The sequence below is a fragment of the Streptomyces sp. NPDC091289 genome (assembly GCF_044757365.1).
GTDB lineage: Bacteria > Actinomycetota > Actinomycetes > Streptomycetales > Streptomycetaceae > Streptomyces.
The window spans coordinates 319,527-330,994 of the sequence record NZ_JBIVUT010000006.1 but is presented as its reverse complement, the minus strand read 5'-3'; the positions used below and the strand labels follow the sequence as shown (position 1 = coordinate 330,994).

At 73.6% G+C, this 11,468-nt stretch carries 10 protein-coding genes; 2 read left to right on the top strand and 8 right to left on the bottom strand.

Annotation, left to right across the window (positions count from 1 at the left end; all coding sequences use genetic code 11):
• Positions 1-151: 151 nt before the first annotated feature.
• Complete coding sequence (gene purH / locus ACIQPT_RS10600; RefSeq protein WP_401154650.1) at positions 152-1,723, bottom strand: bifunctional phosphoribosylaminoimidazolecarboxamide formyltransferase/IMP cyclohydrolase; 1,572 nt, start codon at positions 1,721-1,723, stop codon at positions 152-154.
• Complete coding sequence (purN, locus tag ACIQPT_RS10595; protein WP_401154648.1) at positions 1,710-2,366, bottom strand: phosphoribosylglycinamide formyltransferase; 657 nt, start codon at positions 2,364-2,366, stop codon at positions 1,710-1,712. Before purN ends, purH begins: the two co-directional genes overlap by 14 nt.
• Before the next feature lie 271 nt (positions 2,367-2,637).
• On the opposite strand from purN, the gene ACIQPT_RS10590 reads away from it, so the two are divergent.
• Complete coding sequence (locus ACIQPT_RS10590; RefSeq protein ID WP_401154646.1) at positions 2,638-3,609, top strand: hypothetical protein; 972 nt, start codon at positions 2,638-2,640, stop codon at positions 3,607-3,609.
• On the opposite strand, the gene ACIQPT_RS10585 is transcribed toward ACIQPT_RS10590, so the two are convergent.
• Positions 3,599-5,356: a DUF6350 family protein gene (locus ACIQPT_RS10585; RefSeq protein ID WP_401154672.1), complete on the bottom strand. Its 1,758-nt coding sequence runs from the start codon at positions 5,354-5,356 to the stop codon at positions 3,599-3,601. The genes ACIQPT_RS10590 and ACIQPT_RS10585 overlap by 11 nt on opposite strands.
• 126 nt (positions 5,357-5,482) lie before the next feature.
• On the opposite strand from ACIQPT_RS10585, the gene ACIQPT_RS10580 reads away from it, so the two are divergent.
• Positions 5,483-6,748: a helix-turn-helix domain-containing protein gene (locus ACIQPT_RS10580; RefSeq protein ID WP_401154644.1), complete on the top strand. Its 1,266-nt coding sequence runs from the start codon at positions 5,483-5,485 to the stop codon at positions 6,746-6,748.
• A 130-nt stretch (positions 6,749-6,878) separates the two neighbouring features.
• Here ACIQPT_RS10580 and sucD read toward each other — a convergent pair whose 3' ends face one another.
• From sucD to ACIQPT_RS10555, 5 genes are all read right to left on the bottom strand, one after another.
• On the bottom strand, positions 6,879-7,763 hold the full coding sequence (sucD, locus tag ACIQPT_RS10575; protein WP_401154642.1) for a succinate--CoA ligase subunit alpha: 885 nt from the start codon (positions 7,761-7,763) through the stop codon (positions 6,879-6,881).
• Positions 7,764-7,784: 21 nt separating this feature from the next.
• Positions 7,785-8,966, bottom strand: coding sequence for an ADP-forming succinate--CoA ligase subunit beta (gene sucC / locus ACIQPT_RS10570; RefSeq protein WP_401154641.1), 1,182 nt, complete (start codon positions 8,964-8,966; stop codon positions 7,785-7,787).
• 291 nt (positions 8,967-9,257) lie between these two features.
• A complete protein-coding gene (locus ACIQPT_RS10565; RefSeq protein ID WP_401154639.1) occupies positions 9,258-9,584 on the bottom strand; it encodes a hypothetical protein in 327 nt (108 codons plus the stop codon).
• Between the two features lie 49 nt (positions 9,585-9,633).
• Entirely contained in the window at positions 9,634-10,287 is a 654-nt protein-coding gene (locus ACIQPT_RS10560; RefSeq protein ID WP_401154638.1) for a hypothetical protein, read from the bottom strand.
• A 105-nt stretch (positions 10,288-10,392) separates the two neighbouring features.
• Positions 10,393-11,430, bottom strand: coding sequence for a hypothetical protein (locus ACIQPT_RS10555; protein ID WP_401154636.1), 1,038 nt, complete (start codon positions 11,428-11,430; stop codon positions 10,393-10,395).
• Positions 11,431-11,468 lie beyond the last annotated feature (38 nt).

Below are 11,468 nucleotides of genomic sequence, written 5' to 3'. Positions count from 1 at the left end.
CGGGGGGCCCCCCCCGTTGGGGTTGCCCCCGGGCGGTAGCGGGTTCGGGGGGGGCGCCCCCCCCCGGGGGGGGCGGGGGGCCCCCCCCCCCCCCCGGGGGGGCCCCCCCCCCGGGGGGGGGGGGGCCCCCCGCCGGTGAACGCGGGTTCGGTCAGTGGAAGAAGTGGCGCGTCCCGGTGAGGTACATCGTCACGCCCGCCTTCTTCGCGGCCTCGATCACCAGCTCGTCGCGGACGGATCCGCCGGGCTGGGCGACGGCCTTGATGCCGGCGGCCGTGAGGATCTCCAGGCCGTCGGGGAACGGGAAGAAGGCGTCGGACGCGGCGTACGAACCGGCCGCCCGCTCCGCGCCCGCCCGCTCGACGGCGAGCTTCGCGGAGTCGACGCGGTTGACCTGGCCCATGCCGACGCCGACCGAGGCGCCATCCTTGGCGAGCAGGATCGCGTTGGACTTGACCGCCCGGGACGCCTTCCAGGCGAAGGCCAGCTCCTTCAGCTCGGCCTCGGAGAGCGCCTCGCCGGTGGCCAGGGTCCAGTTGGCCGGGTCGTCGCCGTCGGCCTGGAGGCGGTCGGCGACCTGGAGCAGCGCGCCGCCGTCGATGGCCTTGACCTCGAACGCGGTGGCCGGGGCCTCGGGGGCGAGCAGCACCCGGATGTTCTTCTTGCGGGCCAGCACCTCGACGGCGCCGTCCTCGTACGCCGGGGCGACGATGACCTCGGTGAAGATCTCCGCGACCTGCTCGGCCAGCTCGACGGTCACCGGGCGGTTGACGGCGATGATCCCGCCGAAGGCCGAGGCCGGGTCGCAGGCGTGCGCCTTGCGGTGCGCGGTCGCGACGTCGTCGGCGATGGCGATGCCGCACGGGTTGGCGTGCTTGATGATCGCGACGCACGGCTCGGCGTGGTCGTAGGCGGCGCGGCGGGCGGCGTCGGTGTCCGTGTAGTTGTTGTAGGACATCTCCTTGCCGTGCAGCTGCTCGGCCTCGGCGAGACCGCCGTCGCCGGAGGTGTAGAGCGCGGCGGGCTGGTGCGGGTTCTCGCCGTAGCGCAGGACGTTCTTGCGCGTGTAGGTGTCACCGAGGAACTCGGGCAGGCCCGAGCCGTCGGCGGCCGCGTAGTCGTCGGCGAACCAGGAGGCGACGGCCACGTCGTAGGCGGCGGTGTGCTGGAAGGCCTCACCGGCGAGCCGCGCGCGGGCGGTCAGGTCGAAGCCGCCGTCCTTGACCGCGGCGAGGACGTCGGCGTACCGCTCGGGGCTGGTGACGACGGCGACCGACGGGTGGTTCTTGGCGGCGGCGCGGACCATCGAGGGGCCGCCGATGTCGATCTGCTCGACGCACTCGTCGTCGGAGGCGCCCGAGGCGACGGTCTCCTTGAACGGGTAGAGGTTCACCACGACCAGGTCGAAGGGCTCGACGCCGAGCTCGGCGAGCTGCTCGCGGTGGGCGTCCAGGCGGAGGTCGGCGAGGATGCCGGCGTGGACGCGCGGGTGCAGCGTCTTGACGCGGCCGTCCAGACACTCGGGGAAGCCGGTGAGCTCCTCGACCTTGGTGACCGGCACTCCGGCGGCGGCGATCTTCCCGGCGGTGGAGCCGGTGGAGACGAGCTCGACGCCCGCCTCGTGCAGACCGCGGGCGAGGTCTTCGAGCCCCGTCTTGTCGTAGACGCTGACCAGGGCGCGGCGGATGGGCTTCTTCACCGGGGTGGGCTTATTCACCGACATGACCGAGATGAACCTTTCGTCCCTCAATGCGATAGCCGTCACGGGCGATCCGCCCCACGGCCTCGACGAGCAGTGAGCGCTCGACTTTCTTGATGCGTTCGTGAAGGGCGGCTTCGCCCTCCGGGGTGTCCTCCTCGGTCACCTCGACCACGCCCTGCGCGATGATCGGACCGGTGTCGACGCCGTCGTCGACGAAGTGGACGGTGCAGCCCGTGACCTTGACGCCGTACGCGAGCGCGTCACGCACTCCGTGGGCGCCGGGGAAGCTGGGCAGCAGGGCGGGATGGGTGTTGACGAACCGGCCGCCGAAGGCGGCGAGGAACGCGGGGCCCACGATCTTCATGAAACCGGCGGAGACGACGAGGTCCGGGCGGTGCTCGGCGAGGACCGCGGTGAGCGACTCGTCCCACTCGGCGCGGGTCGCGTGATCCTTGAGCTTGCACACGAACGTGGGGATTCCGGCCCGCTCCGCCCGCTCCAGACCACCGGCGCTGTCGCGGTCCGCGCCGACCGCGACGATCCGTGCTCCGTACCCCTCGGGGTCGTCGCCGATGGCATCGAGGAGCGCCTGGAGATTCGTACCCGATCCGGAGACCAGCACGACCAGCCGGGCAGGAGAGGCTGAGCGGGGCGGGGAGGCCACGTCGGGGCCCTTTCTCACGTGATGGCCGCGGGGTGACACACGTGCGGCCTGCTCTTTGTAGGGTCGTACGAAAGTATCGCTTCGCCCGATACGGGGAACCCTACGAACGGGCCGACCGTCAGCAACGATACCGGCACACCCGGCGGCCCCCACGGGACGGGGGCGTGACCGGGAGGTAGCGTCAGGGGACAGCTCACCGTCCACCGGGCTCCTCCGGGCGGACGAACCGTCCACCGGGCGGACATGACGAGATGGGGAAGACGTTCACCACATGCCGGACCGACGCCGCAGCACCGCCTTCCGCCTCCCCCTGCCCCAGCGGTCCGCTCTGCTGATGCGGGAAGGCCGGCCTTCTTCGCCGGACTCCTCCACCTCTCCCGATTCCTCTCCCGAATCCCCCTCCGGGGCCGCCGGAAAGCCGTCGGAGGACAACCCCTTCGCCCCGCCGCCCGCGGACCGTCCGGACCAGCCGTGGCAGCCGCGCCGCCCCGCCGCGCCGAACGGATCCAACGGGTCCGACGGGCCGGACGAGAACGGCGGGTCCGACGGGAACGGCGACGGCTCCTCCGGCGACCGCCCCTCGTGGGGCAGCCAGTGGAGCAGCAAGCAGCCCGGCCGGGGCAACGGCGGCTTCGGCGGCCGCTCCGGCGGCAACGGCTCCGGTGGCCCCGGCGGCAAGGGCGGAACCGACCGCGGCGGTCCGGCCGGACCGCGCTGGGACCCCAAGGACCCCGCACAGCGACGCGCCCGCTACGCGGTGCTCGGCGGCATGTGGGCCTTCTTCTTCGCCCTCTTCGAGTTCACGGAGCTCGCCCTGCTGCTGGGCGCGCTCTCGACGTACTGGGCGATCAGCGCGCTCCGCGCCCCGTCGAAGAACGCCTCCGCGACGGAACGCGCGGTGGCCGGCGGCACGGGGGCGGCCGGGGCCGCTTCCGGCACCAGCACCAGCACGGGAACGGGAGCCACGGCGGACGACGTCTCCGGGGCCGCACGCACCGCGCCCTCGCCGGCCTCGCACACCGCCGCGCAGAGCGTCAGCAGCAGGCAGCAGACCACGGCGGCCGTCAGCGGCCTGGTGACCGCCCTGCTGGCGCTGCTCATCGTGGCGACGACGTTCACCGTGCAGCTCGTCTACCGCGACTACTACACCTGCGTGAACGACTCCCTGACCAAGACCGGCGCGCTGGCCTGCAACGACCAGCTGCCGAAGCCGCTGGAGCCGTTCTTCGGCGTCAAGGAGTAGGTCCCGGGCCGTCCGGCTCCGCCGCGGGACGGCCCGCGGTGGGATCTGAAGGAAAGTCCGCGGGGAAGTCGGCCATCAGGCCGCCGGAGCCCCGTTTCAGGGAGGCCCAACGGGCCTCCCTGAAGTCTTTCTCGTGCCAGGGGTCGGCCGGGAGGAAGTCGTACGGCTCGAACCCCGCGTCGCCCCGCCCCGCCACCGGGTCCGTCGGCGCACCGGAGGCCGCTTCGGCCGCCGGGCCGGGAGCCGGAACAGCGCCTGCGGCGGCCGGGGTCGCGGAGTCACCCGGCCCCGCACCGCCGGACCCGCCCTCCGGCTCGCCCTCCGCGCCGCCCCGCCCGCGCCACGGCGCCCACCAGCGGCGCGGACGCGCCACGACGACCGCCGCCTCCTCCTCACCCTCCTCATCCTCCTGGGCCGCCGTCTCCGAGGGTTCCGCCACCTCCGATACGTCCACGCCCTCGTCCACGTCCCGGCGCCAGGCCCAGCCCGGAGTGCGCAGCCGCCACAGCCGCAGCAACAGGGCCGCCGGTACGCCGACGGCCGCGGTCCACGCCAGCGCCGCCGGGCCGGTCAGCCACCACACCGGACCGAACGCGCTCAGCGCCCCGGTACCGAGGGGCCCACCGGCCACCGCCGTGAGCAGCGCCGTTCCCGCGCCGCACCCCAGCGCGGCGAGCAGGGTCACCAGCACCGTCTCGCGCGGGCTCCACGCCTGCGCGCGCGGCGCGTCGGCGGGGGCGGCCCTGCGGGCGGTGAACCAGCCGACCGCCAGCGCGGCCGCCACCGGCACCGCCAGGGCCGCCCCGTTCAGCAGGGTGCCGGGGCCCTGGTCCGGCAGGGCGGCCAGCAGGGGGAAGGAGGGCACCGCCGGGGTCCCGTCGAGGCCCAGCGGGGTGGCGGTGGCTCCCGTACCGAGCGAGAAGCCGGGGCCGAGCCCGTACGCCGCTCCCCACAGCGCGGCGTTCGGCACGAGCGCGGCGGCCAGCAGGAGCACGGCGAACCGGCCCGGCCAGTCGCCCGCGAGCGCCAGGAACGCGTCCTGGCCCGCCGCCGCGTTCCGGCCGAGCGCCACCGCGACCAGCAGCCCACCGCCGCCGAGCAGCACCATCACGCCCACCGCGGCCGACCGGCACGCCGTCCCGGCCCGGTCGCGGAAGAGCGTCCGCGCGAACGCCTCCTGAAGCGCCAGGGGCGACCAGGACGGCAGGGGGCAGAACGGCCGCCCGGCCGCCGTCCACACCCCGGCCGCCGCCGCACCGGCCACCACCAGCGCCGCCGGGAACACCAGCGTGTCCGGGTCCGGGCGCAGCGAACCGTCCCGCGCGTAGGCCGCCGCACCCGCCACCACCAGCAGGTACCCCGCGGCCACCGCGCAGAACGCGCCCGCCTGCGACGGCCTGGGCCGCCCCTCCTCCGGCTCCGCCGCGTCGCGTGCCGCGCGGTGCGTCAGCCAGACCGGGCCCAGCACGAGCAGCAGCGGCACCACGCCGACGGGCGCGGCAGCGCCGCTCAGCGTGTCGGGGCGGACGAGTCCGGCACCATGGGCGAGCAGCCAGACCCCGGCGGCCGCGCGCAGCGCCCCGCCCGGTCCGCTGTCCGGGTACGGGGAGCTGATCCACACCACCATGACCAGCACCGTCAGCGACCCGAGGCCGAGCCCGGCGGCGACGACGCCCCGCACCAGGGCGGAGGCCAGGGCGAGGGTGCGGTTCCGCTCGGCCGTCGCCTTCGGGCTGCGTTGCGTCATTTGGGTCACGCGGCCCATGCTGCCAACGACACGCGCTTATCCCGCGTAACGCGCGAACAGCCGCCGTGTCGCTCAATATACGTTTATGTACTTTTTCACCCAGTGCGGCGCTGCCGGGGGTCGTCCATGACCCGGAGCACGACCGACGAGGCCGCCGCGCCGCCGCTGCCCTCCCCCAAGGAGCGCCGCAGACTGCGCGAGGCGAAGGCGCTGAGCGAGGAGCAGGTGGCGGCGGCGGTCGGCGTCACGCGCGCCACCGTGCGCTCCTGGGAGACGGGGCGCACGAGCCCGCGCGGACGCAAGCGCGCGCTGTACGCGAAGCTCATCGCACCCGAACCGAAGACGCCCCCCGCCACCGCAGTGCCCGTACCCCCTGCGTCGGCAGTGCCCCCGGTACTCTCTGCGGCTCCGGCAGCCGCGGCAGCTCCGGCGGCTCCGGAAGCCGCCCTCGAAGCCGCCCCGGAGGCCGAGGCTGAGGCCGAGGCGGGACCGGGAGCGGGAGCGGTGGGAATCGCGGAGCCGGAGCCAAGGCCGGAGCCGGAGCCGGAAGCGAGGGCCGTCGGCGAGCGGCCGCTCTCGCCCGCCGAGGCGTTCGACGAGCTGTACGCCCGCACCGCCCCCGGCCTCGTCCGGCAGACCTATCTGCTGACCGGCCGCCGCGCCCTGGCCCGCGAGTCCGTCGAGCGCGCCTTCCAACTGGCCTGGCAGCGCTGGCCCGAGGTCGCCGTCGACCGCGACCCGGGCGGCTGGGTACGTGCGGCGGCGTACGAGTACGCGATGTCCCCCTGGCACCGGCTGCGCCGCACGCACCGGCACCCCGACGCCCCGCCCACGGAGCCGGGCAAGCGGGCGCTGTTCGACGCGCTGCTCGACCTGCCCCCGGCCTACCGGCGCACGCTGCTCCTGTACGACGGCGTCGGCCTGGACCTCCCGGAGACGGCGGCCGAGACGGAGGCCAGCACCCCGGCGGCGGCGGGCCGGCTGATGACCGCCCGTGCCGCCGTCGCCGAGCGGCTTCCCGAGCTGACATCCGCCGAATCGCCCGCCGAACAGTCGGCCCTGCTGCACGACCGGCTCGGCGGCCTCGCGCGCGCCGAGCACGTCCCCGTACCGCAGCCGGCCCGTGCCGTGCGCACCGGCAGCGAGAACAAGGCCAGGCTGTGGACCCGGGCCGCCATCGCGGGCGTCGCGCTGCTCGTCGCCGTGACCGGGCTGACCCTGCACACCGCGCCCACCCACTACGAGCAGCCGATCTCCCCTGCCGAGCGGGTCGGGGGCGTACCGCCGCGCGGTGGTCCGCAGAAGCTCACCGCGCAGGACCTGAAGCTGCAGAAGTCGCTGAGCGAGCAGCTGGCGCACGGCCCGGAGCGGCTGATTCCGCAGCTGAGGTGAGCCGCGTTCCCGGGCGGCGCGTACACGCCCGTACGCCGCCCGTACGTACGCGAACGGCGCGGGCCCGCACCCCCTGTGTCGCTCAGGGGTGCGGGCCCGCGCCGTTCGCTGCGTGTCTCTGCTGCCTGGGTCAGGCGCCGAGGATCTCGCGCGCCAGCTTGGCGGTCTCGGTCGGCGTCTTGCCGACCTTGACGCCGGCGGCCTCGAGGGCCTCCTTCTTCGCCTGGGCGGTGCCCGAGGAGCCGGAGACGATGGCGCCGGCGTGGCCCATGGTCTTGCCCTCCGGGGCGGTGAAGCCCGCGACGTAGCCGACGACCGGCTTGGTGACGTTCTTCGCGATGAAGTCGGCGGCACGCTCCTCGGCGTCGCCGCCGATCTCGCCGATCATCACGATGAGGTCGGTGTCGGGGTCGGCCTCGAACGCCGCGAGGGCGTCGATGTGCGTCGTACCGATGATCGGGTCGCCACCGATGCCGACGGCCGAGGAGAAGCCGATGTCACGGAGCTCGTACATCATCTGGTAGGTCAGCGTGCCGGACTTGGACACGAGACCGATGCGGCCGGGCTTGGTGATGTCGCCCGGGATGATGCCGGCGTTGGACTGGCCGGGGGTGATGAGACCCGGGCAGTTCGGACCGATGATCCGGGTCTTGTTGCCCTTCTCGTTCGCGTACGCCCAGAAGGCGGCGGAGTCGTGAACGGCGATGCCCTCGGTGATGACGACCGCGAGCGGGATCTCGGCGTCGATCGCCTCGACGACGGCGGCCTTGGAGAACGCCGGCGGCACGAAGAGGACGGACACGTTCGCGCCGGTCTTCTCCATCGCTTCCTTGACGGAGCCGAAGACCGGGACCTCGGTGCCGTCGATGTCGACGGAGGTGCCGGCCTTGCGCGGGTTCACGCCGCCGACGATGTTGGTGCCGTCGGCCAGCATGAGCTTGGTGTGCTTCATGCCCGTGGCGCCGGTCATCCCCTGGACGATGACCTTGCTGTCCTTGGTGAGGAAGATAGCCATGGTGTTGGAGTCCCTCGTCCCTTACTTCGCAGCCGCGGCGAGCTCGGCGGCCTTGTCGGCCGCGCCGTCCATGGTGTCCACGCGCTGCACGAGCGGGTGGTTGGCGTCGGAGAGGATCTTGCGACCCAGCTCCGCGTTGTTGCCGTCGAGACGCACGACGAGCGGCTTCTCGACCTTCTCGCCCTTGGACTCGAGCAGCGCGAGCGCCTGCACGATGCCGTTGGCGACCTCGTCACAGGCGGTGATGCCACCGAAGACGTTGACGAAGACGGACTTGACGTCCGGGTCGCCGAGGATGATCTCCAGGCCGTTCGCCATGACCTCTGCGGAGGCGCCGCCACCGATGTCGAGGAAGTTGGCGGGCTTCACGTTGCCGTGGTTCTCACCGGCGTACGCGACGACGTCCAGGGTCGACATGACCAGGCCGGCGCCGTTGCCGATGATGCCGACCTCGCCGTCCAGCTTGACGTAGTTGAGGTTCTTGGCCTTGGCGGCAGCCTCGAGCGGGTTGGCTGCGTCCTTGTCCTCGAGAGCCTCGTGGCCGGGCTGACGGAAGTCGGCGTTCTCGTCGAGCGAGACCTTGCCGTCCAGCGCCAGGATGCGGCCGTCCTTGGTCTTCACCAGCGGGTTGACCTCGACGAGGAGGGCGTCCTCGGCGACGAAGGTCTCCCACAGGGTCACCAGGGCCTCGGCGACACCCTCGGCCACGTCGGCCGGGAACTTCGCCTGGGCCACGATCTCGCGGGCCTTGACGATGTCGACGCCGGAGTTGGAGTCGACCGGGACCTTCGCGAGGGCCTCGGGGGTCTTCTCCGCGACCTCCTCGATGTCCATGCCGCCCTGCACCGAGGCCATGGCCAGGAAGGTGCGGTTGGTGCGGTCGAGGAGGTACGAGACGTAGTACTCCGCCTCGATCTCCGGGGACAGCTCGGCGATCATCACCTTGTGGACCGTGTGGCCCTTGATGTCCATGCCGAGAATGTCGGTCGCCCGGGCGACCGCCTCGTCGGCGTCGGCCGCCAGCTTGACGCCGCCGGCCTTGCCGCGGCCGCCGACCTTCACCTGCGCCTTGACGACAGACTTGCCGCCCAGCTTCTCGGTCGCCTCGCGGGCTGCCTCAGGCGTGTCGATGACTTCACCGGCCAGCACCGGTACACCGTGCTTGGCGAAGAGGTCCCTCGCCTGGTACTCGAACAGGTCCACGCGCGTCCGTCCCTTTTAGTGGTATCGCGGTTCGTTCTTCTGCGTGGGCGTGCCGCGAAGGGCAACGTGACTGCACTGTCACAAGGGAGGCGCACACGGTGTCCGAGTACGCGGCATGTCCATCCGGCAGGTTATCCCCGCGCTCCGTGTGACCCTAAATCGCAGATCACACCTGAGCGGTGATAACGGTCACAGAGGGTGGCCCCTCCGGCTCCCGGGCGGGGCTCGCCGGGGGCCGGAGGGGCCGGATCGTGCTCTTGTTCTTGTTCTTGTTCTTGTTCCTGCTCGTGCTTACAGGGCGGGAACCGCGCCCGTCACGAAGGACGGGGCGACCGAGGTGACGTCCTGGACCCCGGTGCCCGCGTGAGCGACGGCGGGACGCGTGTCCTCGCGGACCGTGTCCGCCAGACCGCCCGCGAACGGCCGGGCCTGCGCCCCGACGCCCTCGGCCAGCGGCTGCACCCGGGTGGTGACGCCCTGGGCGAACGGCGCGACCGCGTCACCGGTCAGCCCCTCCGCCAGCGGCTGGACCTCGGACGCGACGCCCCCGGCGAACGGCACGGCCGCACCCGTGACGCCGGACGCCAGCGGCTGGACCTCGGTCGTGACGCCCTGCACGAAGGGCGCGGCGGCGTCGCCGACGACTCCCTGGGCGAACGGCCCGACCTCACCGACGCCCCCCCCGGGCGAGCGTGCCGACGTCGCCGACCGCCTGTCCGACGACCGGGAGCGCGGCACCGACCGCACCCGCGGCGAGCGGCGGCAGCACGGAGTCGGACGTCTGTCCGACCACGGGCCCGGCCTCGGCCAGTGCCCCCTGGGCTACGGCCGGCACCTGGGTCTGCGCGTAGCCGGGGATCTGCTCGATCGGCCCGAAGAGGTAGTCGATCTCGTCGACCGGCGCGGCGGGGATCTGGGGGGCCTGGGGGACCTGGGGAGCCCGCACGTCCCCGGGCACCTGCTGTACGTCACCGAGGTCCGGGACCTCCGGGGTCTGCGGCGCGCGCACCTGCGACGGGAGACGGTCCCGTACGTCGGCCGCACCGGCGGCCTTGTCCCCGGCCTCCGCGAGCGTGTCCTTGACGCCCGCTGTGTCCTTGACGACCGCCGTGTCCTTGACGGCCGTTGCTTCCTTGACGACCGCCGCGTCCTTGACGTCCTCGACGATCTCCGTCGCGTCGGGGGCCTCGGCCGCCAGGTCCGGGGTGGAGAGCGGTACGGACACGGGCAGCTCGTCCGCGCTCGCCGCGGCGGTGCCGAGCGCCCACATACCGGTGGCGGTGGCGGCGATGGCTATGGATCGGCGCATGTTCTTGTGCATGGGTGTGTCAGATCCTTCGAAGGTGTTCGGCTGTCCGGAGTACTCCGGACGCGGGCAGACCTGTTCCGCCCCCGCGCGGCAGGTCGAGGCGGGGAACGGCCTGCCCTAGCCGGGGAATGCGAGGATCTCGCCGGATCTGTCGGGTATCGGGGCGGCGGTCGCCGGAAGACCCGCTCCCCGGACGAGCGCGGCATACGGACCGCCCTGGGCCGGGACCGCGTGCAGGTCGCCGCCGCGCGGCCCCTGGACATCGGCCGTCGCCGTACGCACGAGGTCGCCGCAGGGGTCGAACGGCGCACGGTCCGGCGCCTGCGTGGGCGCGGAGCCCTGCGCGGGCCCTGCCTCCTGCACACCGGACCCGTCCGGCACGTCCGACGCGTCGGAGGCGGAGCCCGGCGCCCCGACGCCCCGGTCACGGCCGGCCGCGCGCTCGGCGGAGGTGTCCGTCCCGGCGTCGCCCGGTGCCGTCGTGCCGTCCTCGGCGCCACGGCCGGTGTCCGGCACGGAAGGTGACGGAGCACCGGGTGCGGCCGGTTCGCCGCCGGGCACGGGCAGTACGGAGAAGAGCGGCGGAAGCCCCGGCAGGGCCGGCACCAGCGGCCGCACCTCCCCGGCGACCCGGTCCACGGCGTCTCCCACGCCCGCGACCACGACCACGGCCGCGCTGACGCGAGCGGGTGCGGAGCCGAGAACGTCGGCGGGGGCAGGGGGTTCTGCGGCCGGTGCCGCAGAGGGCTTCACAGTGGGCTTCACAGAGGACTCCACCGTGGCCTGCTGCTCTGCGGCCTGCTGCTCTGCGGCCTGCTGCTCTGCGGCCTGTTGCTCTGCGGCCTGTTGCTTTGCGGCCCGGTCGACCGGCTTGACGGCTTTCTCGACCACCGGCACGGCGACCTTCTCGGTGCCAGGCTCGGTGACCGTCTCGGTGACCGGCTCGACGACCTTCTCGGCGACCTGTTCAGGGGCGGTGAGCAGGCCCGGGTCCGGACGCTCCTGCGCCTCCGCGCGTCCGCCGGCCAGGATCCCCAGAGCCAGCAGCCCACCGAGGAACAGCACCAACAGCACCACCTGTACCGCGCGACGCCCCGCCGTACCCCGCGCCGGGCGCGGGTCGACGGCTGCGCGGGCAGCGGTGGTCGTGGTCACCTCGGTGGCTCCTCCCTGGTACGCGGACGGCGGAATGC